Consider the following 25,058-nt stretch of genomic DNA (forward strand, 5'->3'; position numbering starts at 1 on the left):
GCGGACCCTATGTTAAGGCGTATTGGGGGTCAATCGCGCGTGCGCCATGGGACGGCGCAAGTGAACTGTTGGGACGGGTAGAAAGCATATGACTCCTATGGAAAAGGCGGGATGGACGCCGCTGCCGCATTCGGACGAGGATCTGGAGCGCTCGAAAAGCGTTCCCGACACGCCGCAGACGCGCGCCGAAACCTACCGGCTGGCCTGGAACGATCCCGACTTCATGACGCGCCGGGAATTGCGCGCTGTGCGCTTGCAGCTTGAGCTCTTGAAGCCCGAAATGATCCTGGCCGAGCGCGGCATCCGCTCGACGGTCATCCTGTTCGGCGGCGCGCGTATTCCCGAGCCCGGCGGCGAGGCCTGGGCCGCCAAGAACGAGACGCAGAAGAAAAACCTCGAGGAAAACAGCAAATACTACGAGGAGGCGCGCAAATTCGCCCGCCTCTGCTCACAGCAATCGGCCACGTCCTACTACCGCGAATTCGTCGTCGTCACCGGTGGCGGCCCAGGCGTGATGGAGGCGGGAAATCGCGGCGCCGACGATGTCGGCGCGCCGTCGATCGGCCTCAACATCGTCCTGCCGCACGAGCAGGCGCCGAACGCCTATGTGACCCCGGAGCTGTGCTTCAACTTCCACTATTTCGCCATCCGCAAAATGCATTTCGTGATGCGCGCCAAGGCCGTCGCGGTGTTTCCGGGCGGCTTCGGCACCATGGACGAGTTCTTCGAGACGCTGACGCTGATCCAGACCGGCCGCATGGAACGCGTGCCGGTGATCCTGTTCGGCAAGGCGTTCTGGCAGCGCGCGATCGACCTCGATTTCCTGGCCGAACAAGGCACCATCACGCCCGGCGACCAGGATATCATCGACTTTGTCGACACCGCCGACGAGGCCTGGGGGATCATCAGCCGCTTCTACAAGTTGGGGGAGTAGGGGAACCGGGAATTGAGGAACTGAAGAATTGAGGAAAAGGAGGTCCGGATCGGTCTTCCTTTCACCAGTTCTTCAATTCTTCAGCTCCTCAATTCCTCCACCCCCTCCACTATCCCCGTCAGAAACGTCGCCAGATCGTCGGTGACGAAATCGACGTCGTCCTCATTGGCCGGATCGCGTTCCCAGATCTCGGCAAAGGTCGGCTCGAAATTGCGCGGCACCACCAGCACCGTGGTCATGCCCAGTGATTTCGGCACCTCGAGGTTGCGGGCGAGATCCTCGAACATCACCGCATTGTGTCCGGTGACGGCGTGCAGTTCGGCAAACTTCTCATAGGTCTGCCGCGACGGCTTCGGCGTCAGCCCGGCGGCGACGATATCGAAAATGTCGTCGAAATGGTCGAGTATGCCGAGCTGGCGCGCGGTGCGCTCGGCGTGCCTGCGGTCGCCATTGGTGAAGATGAACTTGCGGCCGGGCAGCTGGCGGATAGCGGTGCCCAGCACCGGATCCGGCACCAGCCACGAATAGTCGATATCATGCACCTTTTCGAGAAAATCGTCGGGGTCGATGCCGTGACGCGTCATCAGCCCGTTCAGCGTCGTGCCATATTCGAGATAGAGTTCCTTCTGCAGCTTGCGCGCTTCCTCGCGCGGCAGCGTGAGCAGTTCTCCGACATAGGCCGTCATCTTGACGTCGATCTGCGAAAACAGATTCGAATGGTGCGGATAAAGCGTGTTGTCGAGGTCGAACACCCAGTCGGTGACATGGGCGAAGCGGGCGGGATCGGGCAGCGTGGTCATGGCGTCCTTATGGCATGAAATATCTGCCGTTCGAACCCCTTTCTGATGTAGAGCTTATCCACAACCTATGTGCATCTAGAGTTGTAAAAATGGGCTCACCATTCAAATTTTAGCCATCACGGAAAGGTGGCCTTCAGGGCTTGCTGGCACAGAGACGGTTCAGTGGGAGCCAGCGATGAGTCGCATAGTCTTAAAGTCCGCCGCGGTCGCATTCGGCTCGGTAGCCATCTCGCTTTTGCTGACGCTGATCATCGTTCCCGCCATGGGTTTTCCGGTCGACCGCACTGTCTGGCTGACATCGACGGTGTGCCCGCTGGCGCTCGCCTGGATCGCCTGCGCCAGCACCTTCTGGCAGAGCGACCGACTGAAAAACGCGCATCGCGATCTCGCCCGCGCGCATGCCCAGCTCGCCGCCGCGCATCGGCGCCTGTCGGCGAAGGCGAGCCGCGACGACATGACCGGCATGCTCAACCGCGAGAGCTTCTTTGCCGCGTTGGACGGCTCGCGGCGCAAATCCGATCGCGGCGCGCTGCTGATCATCGACGCCGACCATTTCAAGGCGATCAACGACAGTTTCGGCCATCTGACCGGCGATGACGCACTGGTGTTGATCGCCAGCGCCATCGAGCGCGGCGTCCGCAGCGGCGACGTGCTCGGCCGCATTGGCGGTGAGGAGTTCGGCGCCTTCCTGGTCGGCGCTACGGAAGCCGAAGCCCGGCGCGTGGCCGAGCGCATCCGCCGTGAAGTCGAGCTGGTCCGCTTTCGTCCGGTCGACGAGCGCACGGTGCCGCTGACCGTCTCGATCGGCGGCATCACCTGTGCGCAAGATGCCGATGTCTCGGACCTGATGCGCGCCGCCGACCGCCGGCTCTACGAGGCCAAGCACCGCGGCCGCAATTTGTCGATCCTCGACCGGGACATTTCCGAAGCTGCGTGAGGTGTTGGTGGTGGGGCTGTTAACGGTTCGCCAACATTGTTTCCACGCAACTGCGCCGTTTACCGGGTTGTAACTCGTTTACAGGCAAGGCTTGGCACGGGAATGGCATGTCTGGCCGGTACGTGTGCCGTTCAGGGAACGCCATGCGTGGATCGAAGCCCCCATCCAGAGACGTGTCATGAGTTTGTTCATCAGGAAAATGTCGCGCCGCACCATCGTGCAGGCGCTGATTGCGATGCCGGCGCTACAGCTTTTTCGCAAGCTGCCTGACAGCGACCGCCCCCCGGCCGATCCCGACGAGATCGTCGTGGTCAATGGCTGGATCCTGAAGCGGAGCGACCTGGCATGATCTTCGACTGCTATGAGGCGTTTCGAGCCTCGGATTTCAAGCCCAAGGTCTGCATTCTCGGCTCCGGGCCGGCCGGCACCACCATTGCCAGAAAGCTCGGCGCCGCCGGCATTCCGGTCGTGGTGCTGGAGGCCGGCGCACGCGAATTCAGCGACGAGTCGCAGGATTTCTACCGCGGCTTCACGGTCGGCGATCAATATTTCGATCTCGACATCACCCGGCTGCGCTTCATGGGCGGGTCGTCGAACCACTGGGCCGGCTGGTGCCGCGTGCTCGACAAGCAGGACTTTGAGCCCAAGGCATGGGCGCCGGACACCGGCTGGCCAATCGCCCGGACCGACATCGAGCCCTATCTGTCCGAGGTGCACGACATACTCGAGCTTCCCGACTTCAAGCCCGATGTGCCGATTTCAGACGACATACGCTGGGTGCAGCTGATCAAGAGCCCGGCCGTGCGCTTTGGCGAGAAATTCTCCGACGAGCTCGACAAGAGCAAGAACATAGCGCTCGTGCTCAACACCTATGCCACCGAACTTGCCGGGGACGGCAAGCGAGTGACCGGCGCCAGGCTGTGGTCGAACGGCAAGGATGCCGGCGCCTTCAGCGCCGATTGTTTCATCGTCTGCGCCGGCGGGCTGGAGAATTCGCGGCTGCTTCTATGGTCGAACCAGCGCTCGAATGGCGGCGTGGTGCCGAACGCCACGGCACTTGGCCGCTACTGGATGGAGCACCCGACCTTCGAGGGCGGCAATGCCATCCTGGCCGATTACAGGGAGTTCGAGGTTGATGCCGTCAACGAGGCGTTCTTCTCGCCGACGCTCGCCGCCATGGAGCGGCTGCAGATCATGAATTTCGGCATACGCCTGATCGAGACGCCCTATGCCGGCGTCAAGAGCCTGATTGCCGACCTCGCCTGCACCGCGCCCGAGGCCGCCGAATGGGTCGCCTACCAGCTCAGCCAGAACCTGCGCTGCGCCGCCCAGCTCTACGTCGCCTGGGAACAGGCGCCGCTGGCCTCGAACCATATCGAATTGTCGAAGACCGATGTCGACCGTGCCGGCGTGCCGCGCATCGAGCTGCACTGGAAGAAGTCGCCGTTGGAGCGCCGCACCATCCTCGAGGGGCTCAAGCTGTTCGGAACGACGCTGATCGAGAAGGACCTCGGCCGCGTCCGCATCATGGACTGGCTGACCAATGGCGAGGACTACCCGACGGATGAGGAACTGGCCGGCCACCACCACATGGGCGGCACGCGCATGGGCACCGATATCACCAAGAGCGTGGTCGACGCCAACTGCAAGGTGCACGGCATGGACAATCTCTATGTCGGCGGCTCGTCGGTGTTCTGCACGTCGGGCGAATGCAACCCGACGACGACAATCACCGCACTTGCCTGCCGGCTAGGCGACCATCTGACCAAAGTAATCACGGTGTGACGAAGTCATCCACGGTGTGACGAAGTCATTACCGTCTGATTGTCAAGAAAGCGAACGGCGCGACAGGATTGCTGCCGGCGCTACCCATGCCTTGGTGTCGAAACCCTCGGAAATCAGCGCCAACGAGATCTCCGTCCTCCTTTGTGGGGAGGGATTAAGGGTGGGGGTAGGTGCCGCGCAAACCCTTCATGATTTGCTAAACCGTCGCTGGATCCAGCGCCGGCTGCCCCTTGCGGCGGGCGACGATCGCCTTGAAATCGGCGGTCCGGAACGCATCGCGCAACACGTCGAAGGACGGCAGCACGAAATAGGCGCGCTGGAACTTGTCGATCTCGTAGCCGGTGCGCATCACCGTTTCGAGGTCGAAGGGCACGCGGTGCGCGTCCGGGCTCGCGACGGCGAACTGCAATTCGGTGAACGACGACATCAGCCCGGCGCCGAAAGCTTTCAGCTTCTGGCCCTCCTCCTGTATCAGCCCGTATTCGGCGGTGTACCAGTAGAGCCGGGTGATCATCTCGTCACCGCCCAGCGCAATCACGCTCTCGGCCTTTTCGCCATACATCTGCATGAAGTCGGCAAACACCGGCTGTGTCAGGATGGGCACATGGCCGAAGAAGTCGTGGAACATGTCGGGTTCGACGATGTAGTCGAGCTCGTCCTTGGTGCGCAGCCAGTTGGTCACCGGAAAGCGCCGGTTGGCGAGATGGTCGAAGAAGGGCGCGGCCGGGATGAGGCCAGGCACGGCGACGATTTCCCAGCCGGTCAGCTTGCGCAGCTTGTCTGAGACCGCGCCGAAATCCGGGATCTTGTCGAGCAGGCCGAGTGCGGCGACGCCATCGAGATAGGAATGGTGCGCCAGCTTCTGCGTCAGCTTGGTCTGCCGGTCGCACAACGTGCGCCACACCGCCTGTTCTTCGGCGCTGTAATCATAGCCCTGCGCCACGGTGAAATCGGAACGGCACACTGAATAGTCGCCACGCAGGCCTTGCGCCGCGCAATCACGGGCATATTCGGCAACGCTCATCGTCGTCATGGTTCTTCTCCCCTGATCGTGACACTTGAATCTGTCCGCAGAGTCTAGCGGCGGCCGGCGAGGCAATTCAGCTTTGATGATGGCTTGGGTCCATGATTTGAGGTAAAAATCACCAAGCAGAAGCTGAAAGAGAGTGAAAATGCCTCAGCTCGACGATTTCGAGATCAAGATGCTGGATGTTCTTCAGCGCGATGGACGCAAGCCCGTGTCCGAACTGGCGCAGGAGATCGGCCTGTCGACGACGCCTTGCGCCCGCCGCTTCGAGGCGCTGCAGGAGGCCGGCATCATCAAGGGCTTTGCCGCCGTGCTCAACCGCCGCGCCGTCGGCCTGATGGTCGAGGTGTTCATCCAGGTGCGCCTCACCAGCCACAGCGACGGTTCGCCCGAAAGCTTCATCGCCGCCGTGCAACGCATGGACGAAGTGTCGGCATGCTGGACGATGACCGGCCACCACGATTTCCTGCTGCACGTCATGGTGCCGTCGGTCGACGAACTCAACGCCTTCGTCATGCACCGCCTGATGCGCCTTGCCGGCGTGCGCGACGTTCACACCCAGCTGGTGCTGCAGAACATCAAGGGCCCGGGCCACGTGCCGCTCGCCCATCTCAGGCGGTAGGACACGCATCGCCATTTCTGCGGAAAAGCTGCACGCAAACTGCTGAACGGAGCCCAAATGCGAAACTGAAACGCCGGCTACGCCATGCGGACCGTCGCTCAAAGGTCCGTCATGAACATCGTGCTGATCAATCCGCCGCACACCGCCATCGGCAGCCGCGTGCCCGATGACCATCTGCCACCGCTCGGCCTGCTGGCACTGGGCGGCCCGCTTATCGAAGCCGGCCATAAAGTCCGGCTGGTCGATGCCGAATTCGGGCCGATGCCGTTGGAAACGCTGGTGCGCGATGCGCTCAGCGGCCAGCCCGATTGCATCCTGATCGGCCACTCCGGCTCGACCTCGGCGCATCCCACCGCGCTCGCGATCGCCCGCATGGTCAAGGCGCTCGAGCCGGCGACGCTGGTGATCTATGGCGGCGTGTTCCCGACCTATCACTGGCGCGACATATTGGCGGCGAGCGATGTCTTCGACTTCATCGTGCGCGGCGAGGGCGAGGCAACCATCCTTGCCCTGGTCGTGGCACTGGACAATCGCCGGCCGCTGGGCGATGTCGCGGGTATCGCCTATCGCGACGATCTCGGCCGCCCCTTCGCGACGCGGCCGGCCGGGACCACTGCCAATCTGGACGAGTACCGCGTCGGCTGGGAGCTGATCGATCACCGCCGCTACAGCTATTGGGGCGGCAAGCGCGCCGTGGTCATGCAGTTTTCGCGGGGCTGCCCGCATCTGTGCAACTATTGTGGCCAACGCGGTTTCTGGACCCGCTGGCGGCATCGCGACCCCAAGAAATTTGCGCAGGAGATTGCCTGGCTGCACCGCCAGCACGGCGTCGAACTGATCACCTCGCCGACGAAAACCCGACCGTGTCGAAGAAGGTTTGGCGCGCCTTTCTCGATGCGCTGATCGCCGAGAACGTGCCGGTGCTGATCGTCGGCTCGACCCGGGCCGATGACATCGTGCGCGATGCCGACATCCTGCACCTCTATCGCAAGGCCGGCGTCATCCGCTGGCTGCTCGGCATGGAAAACACCGACGAACAGACGCTTCAATTGATCCGCAAGGGCGGCAGCACCTCATCCGACCGCGAGGCAATCCGGCTGCTCCGCCAGCATGGCATACTGTCCATGGCGACCTGGGTGGCCGGGTTCGAGGATGAGACCTTTCGCGATCTGTGGCGCGGCTTTCGCCAGCTGCTTGCCTATGACCCCGACCAGATCCAGGCGCTCTATGTCACGCCGCACCGCTGGACGCCGTTCTTCCGCATCGCCAAGAACCGCAAGGTGATTCAGACGGATGCCCGGCTGTGGGACTACAAGCACCAGGTGCTGCAGATGACCCGGCTGAAACCGTGGATGCTGTTCTTCTCGATCAAGCTGATCGAGGTCGCGGTGCAGTCGCGGCCGAAGGCGCTGACGCGCATTCTCTTCCACCCCGATCCCGAACAGAGCCATTCGATGCGCTGGTACACGCAAATGGGCCGCCGCGTCTGGTTCCGCGAGGTCTGGGGTTTTCTGGCCCGCGACCGCCGCCTCAAGGATGGTCCGACGCTGGCTGAGTTCTGGGGCGCGCCGCAGGATGCCGATGAGGAATCCATGGTCGTCATGCGCCCGCCGCTCAAGCCGGCCGAAGCGGCTGTCGCGATCTCGGCCGGCGCCTGACGGGCTCGCTGCCCTTCATACCTACCGTATGCGTATTGACATACGCAGCGTATGTACCCACCTCATGCATACGGGACGTATGTGAGTGCCCCGGACAATGGAGTGAAAATGACCAAACGTGACGCGATCTTTCCTGCCGGCCGGCAGGCTCTCTACGAGATAAATCGCTATTCTGCTGCAATCCGATCAGGCGATCTTTTGTTTGTCTCGGGCCAGGTCGGCAGCCGCGAGGACGGGTCGCCCGAACCTGTCTTCGAAAAGCAGGTCCAGCTTGCCTTCGATAATCTCGCGGCAGTGCTGAAAGCAGCGGGCGCCACGTTCGACGATATAGTCGACGTGACCACCTTCCACACCGATCCGGCAACGCAATGGCCCGTGATCGATGCCGTTCGGCTGAAGGTGTTCGGTGAACCGCCCTACACCAATTGGACGGCGGTCGGCGTCAACTGGTTAGCCGGCTTCGACTTCGAGATAAAGGTCATCGCGCGCCTGCCCCAGCCTGCCTAAGGGCTGGCCAGCCGACCAACTGGCCGCCAAGCCAGTTGCCGATCAGGGCACGATTAGCGTGCCGGCGCCGTGTTCGGTGAACAACTCCAGCAGCACCGCATGCGGCGTCTTGCCGTTGAGGATGACGACGCCTTCGACGCCGCGCTCGATCGCCTCGATGCAGGTCTCGACTTTGGGGATCATGCCGCCCGACACCGTGCCGTCCTTGATCAGCGCCTTGGCTTCGGCCACCGTCAGCTCGTCGATCAGCTTCTTGTTCTTGTCGAGCACGCCGGGCACGTCGGTTAGGAACAAAAGGCGCGTCGCCTGGCAGGCGCCGGCGATGGCGCCGGCGAAGGTGTCGGCATTGATGTTGTAGGTATGGCCATCGCGGCCGGGCGCCACCGGCGCCAGCACCGGGATCATTTCGGAGCGCGCCAGCAGGTCGAGCAGGGTGCGGTCGACTTCGACCGGTTCGCCCACGAAACCGAGATCGAGCACACGCTCGATGTTGGAATCCGGGTCGATCATGGTCTTGCGAGCCTTTTCGGCGAACACCATGTTGCCGTCCTTGCCGCACAGGCCGATCGCCCATTCGCCCTCGGCGTTGATCAGCGCGACGATCTCCTTGTTGATCGAACCGGCCAGCACCATCTCGACGATTTCGACCGTCTTCTGATCCGTGACGCGCAGTCCGCCTTCGAACTTGGATTCGATGCCCATCTTGGCCAGCATGGCGCCGATCTGCGGCCCGCCGCCATGGACGACGATCGGGTTGACGCCGGACTGCTTCAGCAGCGCGATGTCACGGGCGAAAGCCTTGCCGAGCTCGATATCGCCCATGGCATGACCGCCATATTTCACCACCACCGTCTTGTGCTCGTAGCGCTGCATATAGGGCAGGGCCCGCGAGAGCAGGGCGGCCTGCATTTCGGCGGTGGCGGTGATCTCCGTCATCGGCATGGTTCCCTGGATGCGGGTAAGGACGGCGGCGTCTTAGCGGGAATTGGCCCAGGCCGCAAACAGCTTTGCTATCACGATGATGAAATCTGCCGGATCAGGCCGGCACCTTGAGCGGCGCCCGCCGCGTCAGCCAGCCGGAAATCTTCTCCATCTGCGCGGCGAGCGACAAAACCGTCTGCTCGTCGCCGGGGCGGCCGACGCCCTGGATGTCGAGCGGCAGGCCATTCTGGATTGCCGGCCAGTGGTAACCACAGGCTCTTGTCCATCAATCGCCCAAACAGGGATCTGATCTCCAAGGCACGGGTCAGATGCAATTTGTCGAGCAGGTTCGATGAGCTCGTCGGCCCCCTTCGGGTCCATGGCGCCGCAGGCAAGCGGCGGATGCGCAATGATCGGGTTGCCTCGGCGCGCGCGATCGCAGCATCGACAAGGTCCGGCGGCGAGATCTCGCCTCTGTGCAACAGCTCTGCCAAGCCGGTCGCATCGTTCTCCCACAGCATCCGTTCGGCCGACATTGCTGTTCCCCTATCTGCGGGAGGCTAACGACAGCCGATTTCCTTGGCAACCGACCGGCGATTACTGGCGATTGGGCGCGGACATCGATTGCGTGGACAACAAGATTTCTGCCTTTGCAAATAAATTGTGATCGCTTAGCTTGTCCGTATGACGCCGCAGGATATCTCCACCCTGATTGTCCGGACCTCGATGAAGGATCGGACTGCGTTCGATCTGCTTTACCGGCAAACCAGTGCGAAACTTTTCGGCGTGTGCCTTCGTGTATTGAAGGATCGCGGAGATGCGGAAGAAGCGCTGCAAGAGGTCTTCGTCAAAGTGTGGACGAAGGCGGATCGTTTCGCTGTTTCTGATCTCAGCCCAATCTCCTGGCTGGTGGCCATAGCACGCAATCATGCGATTGATCGCATCCGGTCGCGACGCAAGCCTGCTGCCGATATCGATGCCGCGCTCGACGTGGCTGACCCCGGTCCCGGGCCAGAGGCTATGGTTGTTGCGGGCGGTGAATCCGAGCGCATCTATCAGTGCCTTGAAGAGTTGGAACAAGACCGGGCGCAAGCCGTTCGGGGTGCGTATTTGAACGGCGAAAGTTACGCCGAGCTCGCGGAACGTCACAAGGTTCCGCTCAACACGATGCGGACATGGCTGCGCCGCAGCCTGTTGAAACTTAGAGAATGTCTGGAAAGATGACCCTGGCAGAAGAAAATGGACCGGAACGTGGAGGCGACGACCTGCTCGCAGCCGAATACGTTCTCGGCGTGCTGCCGGCGGATGAGCGCCAGATAGCCTCCGGACGCATCGACGCGGAGACCGGCTTTGCCCGTCTCGTCGATTCCTGGGAAGTGAACCTCTCGCCGATCGCTGCCGCTTATGCTGAGGTAGAGCCGCCGGCCACGGTCAAGCCGGCTATCGATCGCCGGCTGTTCTCCTCCACCGCGGCGTCGATGACGGCGCCGAGCGGCAGTCTCTGGTCCAGCCTTGCCTTCTGGCGCGGCCTCACCGCAGCGGCTCTCGCGGCCCTGGTACTCTATGTCGCCGTGCCCTACGTCAGGTCGCCGGTCGTCGTGCCACAGGAGCGCCTCGTCGCCTCGCTGGCCGCCGAAGGCAGCGATGTCAAATACCTCGTCGTCTACGACGCATCCCGCCGCGATGTCGGCCTGTCGCTGGTTTCGGGCGAACGCGCCGCCGGCAAGGACTTCGAACTGTGGATGATCGAAGGCAAGAATGCGCCGGTCTCGATGGGTGTCATTCCCGCCGGCCAGGTCACGCACATTCCGGTTACCCCGGCAGTGCAGCAGAAGCTGGCGCAAGGCGCCGTGCTTGCCGTCAGCGTCGAGCCGACGGGCGGTTCGACGACCGGACAGCCGACCGGACCGGTCGTTGCCGCGGGCGACCTGAAGGGCATCTGATTAATCGTAAGATCATGACGTGACAATGAAGGCAGCGGAAGTACATCTTCCGCTGTTTTCGTTTTGGATACGCTGCTGGAGATTACGGATTCGATCTCCGGAGATAATTCGGCGACAAAATAAAGGATAAATTTTTCCCGGCGCGCGGAAACTCAGGCAGTTCTATTCCGTATCTCCTCATGTTCCCGAAAGAGGAAACAATAACCCTGAGGAGTTCGAACACTATGCGTAGAATCGCCACCCTTTTGCTCGCCGGTACTATTGCCGTCTCCGCCCTCGCCACAATCGCCTATGCCGAGAATCCGATGGTTGGCGGCGCCGCCATGTACGCCAACAAGAACATCGTTGAGAACGCCGTCAATTCGAAGGATCACACGACACTGGTCGCCGCCGTCAAAGCTGCCGGCCTGGTCGAGACACTGCAGGGCGCCGGCCCGTTCACCGTCTTCGCGCCGACCAATGAGGCCTTCGCCGCGCTTCCGGCTGGCACGGTCGAGACGCTGCTCAAGCCCGAGAACAAGGACAAGCTCACCAAGATTCTGACCTGCCATGTCATCGGCGCCAAGGCGATGGGCGCCGATGTCGCCTCGATGGCCAAGGCCGATGGCGGAACCCATAAGGTCAAGACGGTTGGCGGCTGCGAGCTGTCGCTCAAGGCCGATGGCGGCAAGGTCACCGTAGCCGACGAGAACGGCAATGTCGCCAATGTCACGATCGCCGACGTCGAGCAGTCGAACGGCGTCATCCACGTCATCGACAAGGTCCTGCTGCCGAAGATGTAACAAAGCCCCTGCCGCCGACGAACAGGCGGTAAGCTCCTGCAGATTGCGCGGCCCCGCCCCCGTGGGCCGAGCAAACGACCGAGCGCTCCATCCCGTCCGCAACAAGCGCGAGCCGGTGTGGAGCGTTCGTTTGCAGGACAACCGTCACCGGCTTTTGATTTTCCAGTGGCGGCCAAATTTGGCAAAACAACCCGCAGGAGGATTTCTGTCATGAACCGTCGAGATTTGCTTTTGAGCGGCGCCGCCATCGCTGCCGTGGCCGGCGCGGCGGCAACGTTGCGCATGGGCGGGCCCGCTAAGGCTGCCGAAACCTTCGAGGTCACCAAGACCGACGCCGAGTGGCACGCCATCCTGTCCGACGAAGCCTTCAACGTGCTGCGCAAGGAAGGCACCGAGTATCCCGGCACCAGCCCGCTGCTCAACGAGCACCGCAAGGGCATTTTCGCCTGCGCCGGCTGCGACCTGCCGGTCTATTCCTCGGAGACCAAGTTCGATTCCGGCACCGGCTGGCCGAGCTTCTGGCAAGAGATTGCCAACGCCGTCGGCAAGACCGAGGACCGTTCGCTCGGCATGACCCGTACCGAGGTCCACTGCCGCCGCTGTGGCGGCCATCTCGGCCATGTCTTCGACGATGGCCCGGCGCCGACCGGCCTGCGCCATTGCATCAACGGCGTTGCGCTCAGCTTCAAGCCGGCCACTGCCTGACCGTTCGGCGTCTTTTAGCGGGGTGGGGATTTGGCGCCGGCGTGACGACCGCCTCCTATCTGTTGAAATGGGGCGAAAACAGTCAACTTCAAGAATTGGCAGACGGCTTTTTATGCGTAGATTCCGCAGCCCTTAACGAGAGGGCCAGAACCTATGCAACGAACTGAAGCACGGGCTCGCGACGGCGAGCCCAAATCGAGCGCCAAATCGACCGACGGTGTTGATGCGGACCGGCCGCGAATATCCCATTCCGTGGTGATCGCCGGCGGCGGCCCGACCGGGTTGATGCTGGCCGGCGAGCTTTCCCTGGCCGGCATCGATGTCGCCATCGTCGAGCGGCGCGAGAACCAGGATCTCGCGGGCGCGCGCTCGGGCGGGCTGCATTCGCGCACCATCGAGATCTTCGACCAGCGCGGCATTGCCGATCGGTTCCTGTCGCAAGGCCAGACCGCCCAGGTCGCGGGCTTCGCCGGCGCTTCCCTTGACATCAGCGACTTCCCCACCCGCCACAATTACGGGCTGGCGCTGTGGCAAAAGCACATAGAGCGCATCCTTGCTGACTGGGTCGAGGAGCTTGGCGTCACGTTCTACCGTGGCCGCGAGGTGACAGGCTTGGTGCAGGATGGCGGCGGCGTCGATGTCGCGCTGAGCGATGGCGGGTCGCTTCGTGCCGATTATCTCGTCGGCTGTGACGGCGGCAGAAGTCTCGTGCGCAAGGCGGTTGGCATAGAGTTCCCCGGTTCCGAGCCGACAACCAGCAATTTGATCGCCGAGATCGAGGTAACGGAAGAGCCGCAATGGGGTATCCACCGCGATGCCATCGGAATTCACGGCCTCAGCAGACTGGAAGACGGTACGGTGCGGGTGCTGGTGACCGAACGCGAGGTCGGGGCCGGCGGCGTGCCCACATTGCATGAGCTCAGCGAGGCGCTCATTGCCGTCTACGGCACCGATTACGGCGTCCACAATCCAACATCGCTGGCCCGCTTCACCGACATGACCCGGCAGGCAGCCTCATACCGCAAGGGGCGGGTGCTGCTGGCAGGCGACGCCGCGCACGTGCATCCACCGGACGGTGGACAGGGGCTGCAGACCGGCGTGCAGGACGCGGTCAATCTGGGCTGGAAACTTGCCCAGGTGGTCAGGAAAACTGCGCCCGAAAGCCTGCTCGACAGCTACCAGGCAGAGCGCCACCCGATTGCCGCGCGTGTGATGAAAAACACCATGGCGTCGGTCGTGCTCCGTCGCGAAGACGAGCGCACCAAGGCGCTGCGCGATACAGTGTCGGAACTTCTCGGCATGGAAGAACCGCGCAAGCGTTTTGCCGGCATGTTGTCCGGCCTGGACATCCACTACGATCTTGGCGAGGGGCATCCGCTGCTGGGGCGTCGCATGCCGGATCTCGACCTCGTCACCTCTGCCGGTCCGCTGCCGGTTTTCGCCCTGCTGCATGACGCTCGGCCGCTGCTGCTTAATCTTGGTGAGCCCGGCGCTTTTGGTATCGGCCAGTGGGTGGAGCGGATTCAGCTGGTCGACGCCAGCTACGATGGCGCATGGGAGCTTCCGGTGCTGGGGGCAGTCGAAGCCCCACGCGCAGTGCTGGTCCGGCCTGACGGTTATGTGGCCTGGGTCGGCGGCCCTGAAGCAGCCGGGCTAACCGACTCGCTGACCAAATGGTTTGGGCCGCCTGCCGCAGCATAGCGCGCCGGGTGTTCGACCAAGGAGCTTGATAACGATCGATGCTTAAGCGTGACCCCGGAAATCGGGGGTGATTTCCGGGGTCACACATGAGGGCGCCAGGCGGGGGGTCCGGCGCGCTCAATGGCCTCCGCCACCGCTGCCCGCGGGCGGCGCCGGCTTGGCGATGACCAGGGTGAAAACCGCCATGGTCGCGAACAGCACGGTCAGCATGGTGAACACATCCATGAACGACAGCAGCGACGCCTGCTGCTGGACCATGCCCGACAGTTTGGAGATCGCCGCCTTGGTGGCGTCGAGACCAGGCGTCTGCTGGAAGTCGAGCGTCATGTTCTGCAGCTTGGTCTGCGCCGCCGCACTGCCCCATTCCACATGCTCGGCCAGCCTGGCGTAGTGGAAGGCGCTGCGATCGATCAGCACGGTGTTGATGACGGCAAGGCCGACCGCACCGCCGAGGTTGCGGGTCAGGTTGAACAGGCCCGACGCGTTCTTCAGCCGGTCCGGCGGCAAGGTGCCGAGCGCAATGTTGTTGATCGGCACCATGCACAGCATCATCGAGCTGCCGCGCAGGATCTGCGGGATCAGCAATTCCCAGAAATCCCAGTCGGCGGTCAGATGCGTCATCCACCATGTGCCGGCAGCGAAACCGAACAGCCCGATCATCATCATGATGCGCAAATCCATCTTGCTCGACAGGATGCCGGAAATCGGCGCAGTGACGAACATCGCCAGGCCGCTGACGAACAGGGCTTCGCCGATCATCAAGGAATCGTAGCCGCGGATGCGTCCGAGGAACACTGGATAGAGATAGGTCAGACCGTACAGGCCGATTCCGATGACGAAGGAGAACAGCGAACCGAAGGCGAAATTGACGTTGGTGAAGGCCCTGAGATCGACGATAGGCTCCTCGGCGGTGAAGGCACGCCAGAAGAACAGCGCCGCACCGACAACCATGATGATGGCGCAGATGAACACGGCCTGTTCCTGCAGCCAGTCATGGTTCGGACCTTCCTCGAGCACATATTCCATGCAGCCGAGAAACGCCGCCATACCGGCAAGGCCCCACCAGTCGAACTTGCTGAACAGGCCGAGATTGGGCTTGTCAAAATCGATCAGGGTCCAGGTCGTAACCGTCACCAGAATGCCTGGAATGACATTGATGAGGAACAGCCAGTGCCACGACATGGCATGGCTGATATAGCCGCCGACGGTCGGGCCGATGGTCGGCGCCAGCGTCGCCACCAGGCCGATCATCGGCGACACCATGGCGCGGCGCGACGGCGGGAAGATGGTGAAGGCGGCGGCGAAAACGCTCGGGATCATGCCGCCGCCGATAAAGCCCTGGATGGCGCGGTAGACGATCATCTGGTCGATGTTGGTGGCGGTCGCGGCCAGCGCGCTGGCCGCCGTGAAGCCGGCCGCGGCGCCTGCAAACAGCACGCGCGTCGACAGCATCCGGCTGAGGAAGCCCGACAGCGGGATCATCACCACTTCGGCGATCAGATAGGCGGTCTGCACCCATGGGATTTCATCGGAACTGGCGCTGAGGCCGGCCTGGATCTCGGCCAGCGAGGCTGAGACGATCTGGATGTCGAGGATCGCCATGAACATGCCGAACACCATCGCCAGGAAGGCGATGAGGCGGCGCGTCGAGATGGTCGTCGGTACCGCCGGCATGGCAGGCGCCGGCGCCGCTCCTGCAGTTATGGTTGCGGTTGCCATGGCGTTGCTCCCGGCTTTCGCTCAGTTCGCCGCGGCCGGAGCCGTGCGGCTGTCGACGGCGACGACGACGCTCAGGCCGGCGCGCAGCCTGCCTGCCTTCAGCACATCGGCCGGCACGTCGATGCGAACCGGGATGCGCTGCACCACCTTGGTGAAGTTGCCGGTGGCATTTTCCGGCGGCAGCAGCGAGAACACCGCACCCGAAGCCGGCGCCAGCGACGACACCGTGCCTTCGAAATCATGGCCGTCCGTGGCGTCGACCGAGACCCGCACCTTCTCGCCGGGCACCAGCTTGGCCAGCTGCGTCTCCTTGAAGTTGGCAACGATGTAGAGCTTGTCCAGCGGCACCACGACGGCGAGCTTCTGGCCGGGGCTGACGAGGTCGCCCTGCTCGACCGAGCGGTTGCCGACCACGCCGTCATAAGGCGCCTTGAGCACGGTGAAGGAAAGATCGCGCGCGGCCTTGTCGCGGTTCAGCCGCAGCGAAGCCAGCGTGCTGGCCGATTCGGCGCGCTGCGCTTCGAACACGCCGATATTGGCCTGTGCGGCTGCAATCTGCGCGTCGGCGCCGACAAGGGCCGCATTGGCCTGGTCGAGAGCGGTCTGGGCATCGTCCAGTTGCGCCTGCGTGCCGACATGCGTCTTGACCAGTTGCGCGGCGCGCTGCTGGGCGCGAGCGGCGTTGTCGGCTGCCGCCTGGTCGGCGACCTTCTGCGCCTGCGCCTGTTGCAGCGAAGCTTGCGCCGCCTTGGTCTGCGCGTCGATACGGTCGAGCGTCTTGGCCAGCGTGGCGATCTGCGCCTCCGCCTGGGCAACGGCTATTCTGTAGTCGCCGTCGTCGATCGTCAGCAGCGGATCGCCGGCCTTGACCTGCTGGTTCTCCGAGACCTTGACTTGATCGACATAGCCGGAAATCTTCGGCGAGACGAACGACATGTCGGCCTGGACATAGGCATCGTCGGTCGAGATCAGGAACCGGCCGTCGGTCCAGTAATCATAGCCATACCAGGCGCCGGCGCTGAGCAGAGCGAGGCCGATGATCGGCAGCATGAACGAGCGAGCCGACCGCTTTTTCTTGGCCGGCACCTCGGCCAAAACTTCGGCGGCAGGCTTGATGGGCGCGTCCGGCGCTTCGATAACCGGCGAGACCTTGGCGTTGGGAAAGGGGCGGACTTCGGCGGTGGTTGGCGTGTTCGAGGACATGATATCTCGCTACCGTAGCTACATAAGGAAAATGTGTTATACTGAACCGTTCGGTTCGATGCGAACGTTGACATAGCGCTAAAGCAGGCCCATATCAAGAGCAATCGAACCGCTCGGTTCGAATTATTTCGCGAGGTGTGACTTTAATGGCCGACACGTTACCCGACGTCGAAAATGATCCGTGCGATGTGCTGGATAGTGCGCGTCGCGGCCGCCCGGCGGCGGGCCAGGATCCGGTCAAGCGCAGCCAGATTATCGAGGGCGCGCGGCGCGTGTTCATCGACAAGGGCTTCGAAGCGGCGTCGATGAACGACATTACCCGCGAGGCCGGCGTCTCCAAGGGCACGATCTATGTCTACTTCGCCAACAAGGAAGAGCTGTTCGAGGCGCTGATCGAGGAAGAGCGCGGCACCATCTTCAAGAACATGTACGACATGCTCGACCGCGCCGACGATCTGCGCCAGACGCTGGTGAAGTTCGGCAAGGTGCTGTCGATGAAGATCACCTCGGCCAAGGTCATCCAGGCGCAACGCACCGTGATCGGCGCCTCCGACAGGATACCGGACATGGGCGCGCGGTTTTACGAACGCGGCCCCAAACGCGGCCACGACAAAGTGGTCAAGTTCCTCAATGCAGCCATAGAACGCGGCCTGCTCAAGATCGATGATGTCGATCTTGCCGCCTATCAATTCACCGAACTGTGCCTCGCCGGCCTGTTTCGCCAGTGCATCTTCGCCTACCGCACCAAGGCGCCGGGCCAGGATGAAATCGACCACATCGTGCGGTCGGGCGTCAGCCTGTTCCTGAAGTCCTACGGCACTGAAAAGCTTGCCGAGGAAGAAAGCCACCAGATGATCGCGCTCGAGGCGAAGTCCAAGGCAAAGGCCTAGTTAGCCAAAGGTCTTTTTTCGCAACTCCGGACGGAAAACCGCTTCACACTTTTCCCGGAGTTGCTTTTAACCGCCATTGGCCGCCAGCACGATCGCCGCGCGCAGTTCGTCCAGACCCTCGCCCTTTTCCGACGACGTGGCGAGCACGAACGGAAACGCCGCCGGCCGCTTCTTGATCTTCAGTAATGTCTCTTCGATCAGCTGCGGCACGCCGGCGGCCTTGATCTTGTCGGTCTTGGTCAGCACGATCTGGTAGGACACCGCCGCCTTGTCGAGCAGCGACAGCACTTCGTCGTCCTTGGCTTTGATGCCATGGCGGGAATCGATCAGCACATAGACCCGCTTCAGCGTCACGCGGCCCTTGAGATAGTCGAAGACCAGCTTGGTCCAGTCGTCCACCTTTTCCTTCGGCGCGCTGGCATAGCCGTAGCCCGGCATGTCGACCAGCGCCATTGGCGGCAGGTCGGTGCCTTCGCCGGAAAACCCGCCCGGCACGAAATAGTTGAGCTCCTGCGTGCGGCCCGGCGTGTTGGAGGTGCGCGCCAGCCCGTTATGGCCGACGAGCGCATTGATCAGCGACGACTTGCCGACATTGGAGCGGCCGGCAAAGGCGATCTCAGGCGGCCCCTCCGGCGGCAGGAACTTCATCGCCGGCACGCCGCGGATGAAGATCCACCCCTTGGTGAACAGGTCGGTGCCGATGACGGTGTTGCCCAGCGCGTTCAAATTGCTGCCTCCAGCCTCGAAATATCGGCGCCCCGGATGGCGTTGAGGTTGCGGCCGATCTTGTCCACCGGCCAATTCCACCACGCCACAGCCAGCAACCGCCGCACCGTCCTGTCGTCGAAACGCATCTTCACCACCTTTGCCGCATTGCCGGCGACGATCGCATAGGCCGGCACGTCATGCGTCACCACCGATTTCGCCGCCACGATGGCGCCATTGCCGACCGACACGCCGGGCATGATCACCGCATCCATGCCGATCCATACATCATTGCCGACCACCGTGTCGCCGCGCACTTCCTGTGACCACGTCTTCGGGTCGAAGCCTTGCTCCCAGCCATGACCGAAAATGTTGAACGGATAGGTGGAAAAGCCGGACATGGCATGGTTGGCGCCGTTCATGATGAAGCGCGCGCCCTCCGCGATGGCGCAGAACTTGCCGATGATCAGCTTGTCGCCGATGAAGGGATAATGATGCAGCACGCATCGCTCGGCGAATTTGTCCGGTCCGTCAGGATCGTCATAGTAGGTGAACTCGCCGATCTCGATATTCGGCGCGGTGACCAGGGGCTTGAGGAAGCCGACGCGGGTGTGCATCGGGATGGGGTGTTTGATGTCTGGGTTGGGTCCGTCCATGGCGAGATCCGTCGAGAGTGGCGCAAATTAAAGCCGCCATTCTAGATGGCGTGATCCGCCCTATAGCACCAATCGCCCGATGAGCGAGCCCTGCTGGGCTTCGATGTTCAGTTCGTGCCGCGGCAGATCACGATCAGGTCGACCGCCGCCGTCGGCTAAGGCGCCCTGAAACCCAAAAAAACGGGGCCCTGCGAAGGACAAGCAGGACCCCGGTGGTGTCGAAGACGGCTTCAAAAGAATGGCACCTCCTCGTGAGGTGGGGAAGGCAGACCGAGAAAGCCCGTCGCAGCCCGCCGTCATTCCCCGTTGCGTAAAGCCGTTACTTCGGCAACAGCACCTTGTTGACGACGTGGATGACGCCGTTCGACTGGTTGACGTCGGCGACCGTCACCTTGGCGGCGCCGCCGGACTCGTCGACGATGTAGAGCGAGCCGCCCTTGACCTCGGCGATCAGCGTGTCGCCGCTAACGGTCTTCATCTCATACTTGCCGCCCATCGCCTTGGCCTTGGTCATCATCTCCTTGGCCGAGATCTTTCCGGCCACGACATGGGCGGTCAGGATCTTGGTCAGCTTGTCCTTGTTTTCGGGCTTCACCAGCGTGGCGACGGTGCCGGCCGGAAGTTTCTTGAAGGCGGAATCGGTCGGCGCAAACACCGTGAAGGGTCCCGCGCTTTCCAGCGTGTCGACCAGGCCGGCGGCCTTGACGGCGGCAACCAGCGTCTTGTGGATCGGCGAGTTGAGGGCGTTCTCGACGATGTTCTTGGAGGTCAGCATCGCAGCGCCGCCAACGGCGGGATTGGCGAGCGTATAGGCCGTCGTCGCTGCGAGGCCCGATAGAGCCAGGCCGGCGGAAAAGCATAATGCCTTGAGGATGGACTTTGCCATTGGAGAACCCTTCTGGTGCGACAATTGTTGATTCGATTGTCGGGAAGAGTTACGCGGCGATTGCGGGAAAGTTTCGGTGCAGCGTAAAAAATGATAATGATAACAAATACTTAAAGGCGAATGCCCATTCCACGCGCCGCATCCCCGCGATGGACATGACGGGGTCACGGATCAAAAACAACGGTCTTCGGATTAGGGCTGATCGGTGTTGATCGGCCTTGGCGGTACAAGCAGCAGCCACGCCGGTTGCACGCCGCAAGTTTCGCGCCTCACGGGAACGTGATGAGCGCCTCGTCCACAAAAAACACCGGACGAGCCGGGGCTTTGATTGCCACGCCGTTTATTCAGCCGGCGAGGGTTTCTTTCGGAACAATGCCGTCAGATTGTCCCACAATTCGATCTTGGCGCCCTGGCGCTTCATGATCACGCCCTGCTGCAGGATCGACAGCGTGTTGTTCCAGGCCCAGTAGATGACGAGACCGGCCGGGAAGCTGCCCATCATGAAGGTGAAGATCACCGGCATCCAGGTGAAGATCTGCGCCTGCGTCGGATCCGGCGGCGTCGGGTTCATGCGCATCTGCAGGAACATGGTGATGCCCATGACCACCGCCCAGGCGCCCATATGCGGCAGGAATGCCGGCGGCGCGAAGGGCAGCAGGCCGAACAGGTTGAAGACCGAGGTCGGATCGGGCGCGGCCAGATCCTGGACCCAGCCGAAGAACGGCGCGTGCCGCATCTCGATGGTGATGTAGAGCACCTTGTAGAGCGAGAAGAACACCGGGATCTGCAGCGCCACCGGCCAGCAGCCGGCGAGCGGATTGATCTTCTCGGTCTTGTACAGCTCCATCATCGCCTGTTGCTGCTTCATCTTGTCGTCCGCGTATTTCTCGCGGATCTCGAGCATCTTGGGCTGCACCTTCTTCATGTTCGCCATCGACGCATAGGATTTGTTGGCGAGCGGGAAGAAGAGGGTTTTGACGACGACGGTGGTGGCAAGGATGGCCAGACCGAAATTGCCGAAGAATTTGTACAGCGTGTCGATCAGGTAGAACATCGGCTTGGTGATCCAGATGAACCATCCCCAATCGATCAGCCGGTCGAACAGCCTGATCTGGCGGTCCTGGGCGTAGGCGTTGATCTTGTTGACTTCCTTGGCGCCGGCGAAGATCTCGGTCTCGACCGTCGCCGACTGCCCGGCGGCAATGGTGATCGGGTCGGTGAGGAAGTCCGACTGGTAGCGCGCGCGGCCATTGTCGTAATAGGCATAGTGCGGCTGGAACGGCTGCTTCTCGGTCGGCACCAGGGTAACCGCCCAATATTTGTCGGTGATGCCAAGCCAGCCATCGGTCGATTTGCTCGGCGTATAGAGCTTGTTCTTCTCGATGTCGGCGTATTTGTGCTCCTGCAGGCCTTCCGTGCCGGTGACGCCGATCAGCCCTTCATGCAGCACATAGGAGCTGGCGACGGCCGGCTTGTCGAAACGGATGACCCGGCCGTAATTGGACAGCGTGACCGGGGCCGAGCCTGAATTCTGCACCGCATCGGAAACGGTGAACATGTAGTCGCCGTCGACGGAGATCGTGCGCTTGAAGGTCAGGCCCTTGTCGTTGGTGAAGGTCAGCGTCACTGGCGTCGCCGGCGTCAGAGTCGCATTGCCGTCGACGCTCCAGACCGTTTCCGGGCCTGGCACCGTGCCGGTCGTGTCACTGCCGACAAAGCCGATCTCGGCATAATAGCCGGTGGGCAGCGCCTGCGGATTGAGCAGCTGGATCTGCGGCGATGTCTTGTCGACCGTCTCGGTGTAGTGCTTGAGCTTTAGGTCGTCGAGGCGGGCGCCGGTGAGGTTGATCGAGCCCGACAGGCTCGGCGTGTCGATGTTGACGCGGGCCGTCTTGGCCACTTCCTGCGCGCGGCCTTCCGGCGTCGTGACATAGGTGCCGGGCGCGTTTGGAATGGCGCCGGGCGCTGCGGGCGCCGGCGTGCCGCCGGGGTTGGCGGCCTCGGCCGCCTTCTTCTGCTCCGCCGCCCGCTGCTCTTCGATGCGGGCCGCCTCGCGCTGCTGTTCGCTGCGCGGCAGCACATAGAAATATTGCCACAGCCCGAGGATCAGCACCGACAAGACGATGGTGATGTAGAAGTTCCGGTTGTTTTCCATCGAAAGCCCTTGGCCTATCGTGTTCCGCTGAGACGGCGGGAGAGTTCGGCCTTCAACTGGCCGAACGGAATGGTGAGCACGTCTTCACGCCCGACGATGACATAGTCATTGCCGGGCGCCATGTCACTTGCGGCATGGGTGCGCACGGCTTCTTTCAGCCGCCGCCTGACGCGGTTGCGGACAACCGCATTGCCGACCTTCTTGGTGACGGTGAAGCCGACGCGCGGCGGCAGGCCGTCATTGCGGTCGAGAACTTCGACGAGAAAAAGCCGCCCGCGCCGCTTTTCACCGCGGCGGACGGCCAGGAATTCCGCACGTTTCAGAAGCCGCTTGGGGTTTGGTCCCACTGGCTTGCCGGTTGCGGGCAACGATCTCGTCTTCCGTTCAGGCGCTGAGCCGCTTGCGGCCGCGGTTGCGGCGAGCTGCGACGACGCCGCGACCACCCTTGGTGGCCATGCGAGCACGGAAACCGTGCCGGCGCTTGCGGACGAGTTTGGACGGTTGGTAGGTACGCTTCATTTGTTTTAATACCGCGGGGTGCGGCCCTTCTTGATTCTGTCACTGTGTAACAGGAGCTTTGCCGGGCCGGCATTGGCGCGATCGAAACCGCGCCGGGACGAATGGCCCGAGCGTGAGCGGCTTATAGAAAGAAGGGTTTTGGGAGTCAATCCAGCGCGAACTATGAGTTCGTCGCAGCGCGAACACCCAGTTCGAGGCGGTCTTTTATTGCTGGCACCATCGTCCAACGAAGGATGAAATTGGCAAAAAAGCCGCAATCGCCTAATCTCAACCGATCAAGCGTTTGTGAAGACAGGCCTTAATGAGCGAAGTTGCATCAGCGGATGAAGGGAGCGGCCCGGCGACAGCCGATGCCAGCCCGGCGACCGTTCGCCCGGTTGCGAGCCGTTCGGTGCCCAATCGTTCAGTGCCCTTGGCGCGCGGCCTGTCGACCAAGCTGCTCTTGCTCACCATTGTCTTCGTGCTCCTGGCCGAAGTCCTCATTTTCCTGCCCTGGATCGCCAGCTACCGCCTGGCCTGGCTGAAGGAGCGGCTAAGCACCGCTGCCGCGGTGTCGATCGTGCTGGTGCAGGGCGAGCCCAATTCGCTCTCCCGCGCCGCCCAGAACGACGTGCTGATGGCAATCGGCGCCAAGGCGATCGCGGTGCGCGACGGCGGCGTATCGCGCCTGCTGGTGGTGGCCGAGATGCCGCCGCAGGTCGACGAGCATATCGACATCGCCAATGTCGGCATGATCAAGGGCATGACCGGGGCGCTGGATACGCTGTTCTTCGGCGGCAAGCGCATGCTGCGGGTGTTCGGCCCGGTCGGCGACAGCGACAAGGAATTCGAGCTGATCATGCCCGACTATTCCCTGCGCAACGCCATGCTGCGCTATTCGCGCAACGTCGCCTTCGTCTCGCTGCTGATCTCGCTGTTCACCGCAATGCTGGTCTATGCCGCGATCGACCTGATCATGATCGGCCCGATCCGCACCATGACGCGCTCGATGCTGTCCTTTTCCGAGGCGCCCGACGATCCAGGGCGCATCATCCACCCGGCCGCCCGTGCCGACGAGATCGGCGTTGCCGAGCGCGAACTGTCGCAGATGCAGGAACGGCTGCAAAAGATGCTGTCGGAGCAGAAGCATCTTGCCGATCTTGGCCTCGCCGTCTCCAAGATCAACCATGATATGCGCAACATCCTGGCCTCGGCGCAACTGATGTCGGACCGCCTGCGCCTGGTCAAGGACCCGACGGTGCAGGCCTTCGCGCCAAAGCTGTTGCGCGCGCTCGACCGCGCCGTCTCCTATTCCGAAGGCGTGCTCCACTATGGCCGCACGCAGGAGCCGGCGCCCTCACGCCGCCGCTTGCGGCTGCGCCAGCTGGTCGACGACGTCCACGGCCTGCTCGACATCGAGGACGGCATCGAATTCGTCAATGCCGTCGAGCTCGCCTTCGAGGTCGATGCCGATTCCGACCAGCTGTTTCGCGTGCTCACCAATCTCTGTCGCAACGCGGTCCAGGCGATGGCGGCCGACGCCGAGAGCGCGCTGGTGCGCCGGCTCGCCGTATCGGCCGAGCGCATAGGCAGCGTAAGCCGCATCATTGTCACCGACACCGGTCCCGGCCTGCCGGCGAAGGCGCGAGAAAACCTGTTCGCGGCGTTTCGCGGCTCGGCCCGCAGCGGCGGCACCGGCCTTGGCCTGGCCATCGCGCACGAACTGATCCGCGCCCATGGCGGCACGGTGGAGCTGGTCGAATCGATCGGCGGACGCACCACCTTCGCCGTCACCATCCCCGACCAGCCGGTCCGCCTCGACCAGGCCCGCAACGGCCTGCGCCGCCCTGCCTGAGCTGTATTGATATTCAGCCGAAGCCGGACTGAGCTGAATCTCAGCACCCCTTTGATCGGCACCGTCGAAAGCAGCTGCGACAAAACTTTTGCCGGATTGGCTTGCTTTTCGGAAATTCAGTCGCTAGGGAACACGTCTTGTCGCGGCCGGTCGTCAGGATCGGTTAGCG

At 62.6% G+C, this 25,058-nt stretch carries 25 protein-coding genes and 1 pseudogene; 14 read left to right on the forward strand and 12 right to left on the reverse strand.

All coding sequences use genetic code 11. The features are described 5' to 3' along the window. Positions 1-88 precede the first annotated feature (88 nt). A complete protein-coding gene (locus tag NKI10_RS22775) occupies positions 89-934 on the forward strand; it encodes an LOG family protein (RefSeq protein WP_023681343.1) in 846 nt (281 codons plus the stop codon). Between the two features lie 80 nt (positions 935-1,014). On the opposite strand, the gene NKI10_RS22780 is transcribed toward NKI10_RS22775, so the two are convergent. Then, complete coding sequence (locus tag NKI10_RS22780) at positions 1,015-1,734, reverse strand: pyrimidine 5'-nucleotidase (RefSeq protein WP_023687469.1); 720 nt, start codon at positions 1,732-1,734, stop codon at positions 1,015-1,017. Between the two features lie 175 nt (positions 1,735-1,909). Between NKI10_RS22780 and NKI10_RS22785 the strand changes: the two genes are divergently transcribed. The 3 genes from NKI10_RS22785 to NKI10_RS22795 all read left to right on the forward strand — a co-directional run bounded on the left by NKI10_RS22785 (position 1,910) and on the right by NKI10_RS22795 (position 4,456). Beyond that, complete coding sequence (locus NKI10_RS22785; protein WP_023681345.1) at positions 1,910-2,671, forward strand: GGDEF domain-containing protein; 762 nt, start codon at positions 1,910-1,912, stop codon at positions 2,669-2,671. A gap of 178 nt (positions 2,672-2,849) precedes the next feature. Next, on the forward strand, positions 2,850-3,020 hold the full coding sequence (locus NKI10_RS22790; protein WP_023819248.1) for a hypothetical protein: 171 nt from the start codon (positions 2,850-2,852) through the stop codon (positions 3,018-3,020). After that, positions 3,017-4,456, forward strand: a complete 1,440-nt coding sequence (locus tag NKI10_RS22795; protein WP_023819247.1) for a GMC oxidoreductase — start codon at positions 3,017-3,019, stop codon at positions 4,454-4,456. The genes NKI10_RS22790 and NKI10_RS22795 overlap by 4 nt, the downstream gene beginning before the upstream one ends. Before the next feature lie 196 nt (positions 4,457-4,652). Here NKI10_RS22795 and phhA read toward each other — a convergent pair whose 3' ends face one another. Further along, the gene (phhA, locus tag NKI10_RS22800; RefSeq protein ID WP_352655428.1) at positions 4,653-5,489 is read right to left on the reverse strand and encodes a phenylalanine 4-monooxygenase; all 837 of its coding nucleotides are present in this window, start codon (positions 5,487-5,489) and stop codon (positions 4,653-4,655) included. Between the two features lie 139 nt (positions 5,490-5,628). On the opposite strand from phhA, the gene NKI10_RS22805 reads away from it, so the two are divergent. The 3 genes and pseudogenes from NKI10_RS22805 to NKI10_RS22815 all read left to right on the forward strand — a co-directional run bounded on the left by NKI10_RS22805 (position 5,629) and on the right by NKI10_RS22815 (position 8,270). Continuing rightward, complete coding sequence (locus NKI10_RS22805) at positions 5,629-6,105, forward strand: Lrp/AsnC family transcriptional regulator (protein WP_352862060.1); 477 nt, start codon at positions 5,629-5,631, stop codon at positions 6,103-6,105. Positions 6,106-6,216: 111 nt separating this feature from the next. After that, positions 6,217-7,763: pseudogene (gene bchE, locus NKI10_RS22810) on the forward strand (magnesium-protoporphyrin IX monomethyl ester anaerobic oxidative cyclase). 108 nt (positions 7,764-7,871) lie between these two features. Continuing rightward, entirely contained in the window at positions 7,872-8,270 is a 399-nt protein-coding gene (locus NKI10_RS22815; RefSeq protein WP_023687463.1) for a RidA family protein, read from the forward strand. Between the two features lie 42 nt (positions 8,271-8,312). Here NKI10_RS22815 and argB read toward each other — a convergent pair whose 3' ends face one another. Together argB and NKI10_RS22825 are read right to left on the reverse strand one after the other, a co-directional pair. After that, positions 8,313-9,206: an acetylglutamate kinase gene (gene argB / locus NKI10_RS22820; protein WP_013528489.1), complete on the reverse strand. Its 894-nt coding sequence runs from the start codon at positions 9,204-9,206 to the stop codon at positions 8,313-8,315. Between the two features lie 77 nt (positions 9,207-9,283). Next, entirely contained in the window at positions 9,284-9,727 is a 444-nt protein-coding gene (locus NKI10_RS22825) for a hypothetical protein (protein WP_352862062.1), read from the reverse strand. A gap of 148 nt (positions 9,728-9,875) precedes the next feature. Between NKI10_RS22825 and NKI10_RS22830 the strand changes: the two genes are divergently transcribed. The 5 genes from NKI10_RS22830 to NKI10_RS22850 all read left to right on the forward strand — a co-directional run bounded on the left by NKI10_RS22830 (position 9,876) and on the right by NKI10_RS22850 (position 14,322). Continuing rightward, the gene (locus tag NKI10_RS22830) at positions 9,876-10,415 is read left to right on the forward strand and encodes a sigma-70 family RNA polymerase sigma factor (protein ID WP_023673234.1); all 540 of its coding nucleotides are present in this window, start codon (positions 9,876-9,878) and stop codon (positions 10,413-10,415) included. Beyond that, a complete protein-coding gene (locus tag NKI10_RS22835) occupies positions 10,412-11,134 on the forward strand; it encodes an anti-sigma factor (RefSeq protein ID WP_023732751.1) in 723 nt (240 codons plus the stop codon). Before NKI10_RS22830 ends, NKI10_RS22835 begins: the two co-directional genes overlap by 4 nt. Positions 11,135-11,358: 224 nt before the next feature. Then, positions 11,359-11,916 carry a fasciclin domain-containing protein gene (locus NKI10_RS22840; protein ID WP_023739778.1) on the forward strand — a complete coding sequence of 186 codons (558 nt, stop codon included), beginning with the start codon at positions 11,359-11,361 and terminating at the stop codon, positions 11,914-11,916. Between the two features lie 210 nt (positions 11,917-12,126). Next, complete coding sequence (gene msrB / locus NKI10_RS22845; RefSeq protein ID WP_023739777.1) at positions 12,127-12,621, forward strand: peptide-methionine (R)-S-oxide reductase MsrB; 495 nt, start codon at positions 12,127-12,129, stop codon at positions 12,619-12,621. A gap of 153 nt (positions 12,622-12,774) precedes the next feature. Then, positions 12,775-14,322 carry an FAD-dependent monooxygenase gene (locus NKI10_RS22850; RefSeq protein ID WP_352862065.1) on the forward strand — a complete coding sequence of 516 codons (1,548 nt, stop codon included), beginning with the start codon at positions 12,775-12,777 and terminating at the stop codon, positions 14,320-14,322. 117 nt (positions 14,323-14,439) lie between these two features. Here the strand turns inward: NKI10_RS22850 and NKI10_RS22855 are convergent, their stop codons facing one another. Next, positions 14,440-16,041: a DHA2 family efflux MFS transporter permease subunit gene (locus NKI10_RS22855; RefSeq protein WP_023755369.1), complete on the reverse strand. Its 1,602-nt coding sequence runs from the start codon at positions 16,039-16,041 to the stop codon at positions 14,440-14,442. A gap of 21 nt (positions 16,042-16,062) precedes the next feature. Beyond that, positions 16,063-17,244 (reverse strand): HlyD family secretion protein, encoded by a 1,182-nt coding sequence (locus tag NKI10_RS22860; RefSeq protein WP_352862067.1) that lies wholly within the window; start codon positions 17,242-17,244, stop codon positions 16,063-16,065. A 146-nt stretch (positions 17,245-17,390) separates the two neighbouring features. Between NKI10_RS22860 and NKI10_RS22865 the strand changes: the two genes are divergently transcribed. After that, complete coding sequence (locus NKI10_RS22865) at positions 17,391-18,134, forward strand: TetR/AcrR family transcriptional regulator (protein ID WP_352862069.1); 744 nt, start codon at positions 17,391-17,393, stop codon at positions 18,132-18,134. Positions 18,135-18,200: 66 nt separating this feature from the next. On the opposite strand, the gene yihA is transcribed toward NKI10_RS22865, so the two are convergent. The 6 genes from yihA to rpmH all read right to left on the reverse strand — a co-directional run bounded on the left by yihA (position 18,201) and on the right by rpmH (position 23,055). Next, positions 18,201-18,860 carry a ribosome biogenesis GTP-binding protein YihA/YsxC gene (yihA, locus tag NKI10_RS22870; RefSeq protein ID WP_023673242.1) on the reverse strand — a complete coding sequence of 220 codons (660 nt, stop codon included), beginning with the start codon at positions 18,858-18,860 and terminating at the stop codon, positions 18,201-18,203. Beyond that, positions 18,857-19,495 carry a CatB-related O-acetyltransferase gene (locus NKI10_RS22875; RefSeq protein ID WP_023673243.1) on the reverse strand — a complete coding sequence of 213 codons (639 nt, stop codon included), beginning with the start codon at positions 19,493-19,495 and terminating at the stop codon, positions 18,857-18,859. The genes yihA and NKI10_RS22875 overlap by 4 nt, the downstream gene beginning before the upstream one ends. A 319-nt stretch (positions 19,496-19,814) precedes the next feature. After that, a complete protein-coding gene (locus tag NKI10_RS22880; protein WP_023696020.1) occupies positions 19,815-20,381 on the reverse strand; it encodes a fasciclin domain-containing protein in 567 nt (188 codons plus the stop codon). Between the two features lie 340 nt (positions 20,382-20,721). Next, entirely contained in the window at positions 20,722-22,536 is a 1,815-nt protein-coding gene (gene yidC, locus NKI10_RS22885) for a membrane protein insertase YidC (protein ID WP_352862071.1), read from the reverse strand. Between the two features lie 14 nt (positions 22,537-22,550). Beyond that, the gene (gene rnpA / locus NKI10_RS22890; RefSeq protein ID WP_023672264.1) at positions 22,551-22,904 is read right to left on the reverse strand and encodes a ribonuclease P protein component; all 354 of its coding nucleotides are present in this window, start codon (positions 22,902-22,904) and stop codon (positions 22,551-22,553) included. 16 nt (positions 22,905-22,920) lie between these two features. Next, a complete protein-coding gene (gene rpmH, locus NKI10_RS22895) occupies positions 22,921-23,055 on the reverse strand; it encodes a 50S ribosomal protein L34 (protein ID WP_008833937.1) in 135 nt (44 codons plus the stop codon). Positions 23,056-23,356: 301 nt separating this feature from the next. On the opposite strand from rpmH, the gene NKI10_RS22900 reads away from it, so the two are divergent. Beyond that, the gene (locus NKI10_RS22900; RefSeq protein WP_023672265.1) at positions 23,357-24,889 is read left to right on the forward strand and encodes an ATP-binding protein; all 1,533 of its coding nucleotides are present in this window, start codon (positions 23,357-23,359) and stop codon (positions 24,887-24,889) included. Positions 24,890-25,058: the final 169 nt, after the last annotated feature.

It is taken from the genome of Mesorhizobium sp. M0802 (assembly GCF_040320115.1).
Lineage (GTDB): Bacteria > Pseudomonadota > Alphaproteobacteria > Rhizobiales > Rhizobiaceae > Mesorhizobium.

Excerpts from the sequence above, each read along its gene's own strand:
- argB (WP_013528489.1), bottom strand. The coding sequence starts at position 9,206 with ATGACGGAGATCACCGCCACCGCCGAAATGCAGGCCGCCCTGCTCTCG.
- NKI10_RS22775 (WP_023681343.1), top strand. The coding sequence starts at position 89 with ATGACTCCTATGGAAAAGGCGGGATGGACGCCGCTGCCGCATTCGGAC.
- NKI10_RS22825 (WP_352862062.1), bottom strand. The coding sequence starts at position 9,727 with ATGTCGGCCGAACGGATGCTGTGGGAGAACGATGCGACCGGCTTGGCA.
- yidC (WP_352862071.1), bottom strand. The coding sequence starts at position 22,536 with ATGGAAAACAACCGGAACTTCTACATCACCATCGTCTTGTCGGTGCTG.
- NKI10_RS22850 (WP_352862065.1), top strand. The coding sequence starts at position 12,775 with ATGCAACGAACTGAAGCACGGGCTCGCGACGGCGAGCCCAAATCGAGC.
- rpmH (WP_008833937.1), bottom strand. The coding sequence starts at position 23,055 with ATGAAGCGTACCTACCAACCGTCCAAACTCGTCCGCAAGCGCCGGCAC.
- NKI10_RS22835 (WP_023732751.1), top strand. The coding sequence starts at position 10,412 with ATGACCCTGGCAGAAGAAAATGGACCGGAACGTGGAGGCGACGACCTG.
- NKI10_RS22795 (WP_023819247.1), top strand. The coding sequence starts at position 3,017 with ATGATCTTCGACTGCTATGAGGCGTTTCGAGCCTCGGATTTCAAGCCC.
- NKI10_RS22805 (WP_352862060.1), top strand. The coding sequence starts at position 5,629 with ATGCCTCAGCTCGACGATTTCGAGATCAAGATGCTGGATGTTCTTCAG.
- NKI10_RS22785 (WP_023681345.1), top strand. The coding sequence starts at position 1,910 with ATGAGTCGCATAGTCTTAAAGTCCGCCGCGGTCGCATTCGGCTCGGTA.
- NKI10_RS22900 (WP_023672265.1), top strand. The coding sequence starts at position 23,357 with ATGAGCGAAGTTGCATCAGCGGATGAAGGGAGCGGCCCGGCGACAGCC.
- NKI10_RS22815 (WP_023687463.1), top strand. The coding sequence starts at position 7,872 with ATGACCAAACGTGACGCGATCTTTCCTGCCGGCCGGCAGGCTCTCTAC.
- NKI10_RS22790 (WP_023819248.1), top strand. The coding sequence starts at position 2,850 with ATGAGTTTGTTCATCAGGAAAATGTCGCGCCGCACCATCGTGCAGGCG.
- NKI10_RS22840 (WP_023739778.1), top strand. The coding sequence starts at position 11,359 with ATGCGTAGAATCGCCACCCTTTTGCTCGCCGGTACTATTGCCGTCTCC.
- NKI10_RS22780 (WP_023687469.1), bottom strand. The coding sequence starts at position 1,734 with ATGACCACGCTGCCCGATCCCGCCCGCTTCGCCCATGTCACCGACTGG.
- phhA (WP_352655428.1), bottom strand. The coding sequence starts at position 5,489 with ATGACGACGATGAGCGTTGCCGAATATGCCCGTGATTGCGCGGCGCAA.
- NKI10_RS22880 (WP_023696020.1), bottom strand. The coding sequence starts at position 20,381 with ATGGCAAAGTCCATCCTCAAGGCATTATGCTTTTCCGCCGGCCTGGCT.
- NKI10_RS22855 (WP_023755369.1), bottom strand. The coding sequence starts at position 16,041 with ATGGCAACCGCAACCATAACTGCAGGAGCGGCGCCGGCGCCTGCCATG.
- msrB (WP_023739777.1), top strand. The coding sequence starts at position 12,127 with ATGAACCGTCGAGATTTGCTTTTGAGCGGCGCCGCCATCGCTGCCGTG.
- NKI10_RS22860 (WP_352862067.1), bottom strand. The coding sequence starts at position 17,244 with ATGTCCTCGAACACGCCAACCACCGCCGAAGTCCGCCCCTTTCCCAAC.
- NKI10_RS22865 (WP_352862069.1), top strand. The coding sequence starts at position 17,391 with ATGGCCGACACGTTACCCGACGTCGAAAATGATCCGTGCGATGTGCTG.
- NKI10_RS22875 (WP_023673243.1), bottom strand. The coding sequence starts at position 19,495 with ATGGACGGACCCAACCCAGACATCAAACACCCCATCCCGATGCACACC.
- NKI10_RS22830 (WP_023673234.1), top strand. The coding sequence starts at position 9,876 with ATGACGCCGCAGGATATCTCCACCCTGATTGTCCGGACCTCGATGAAG.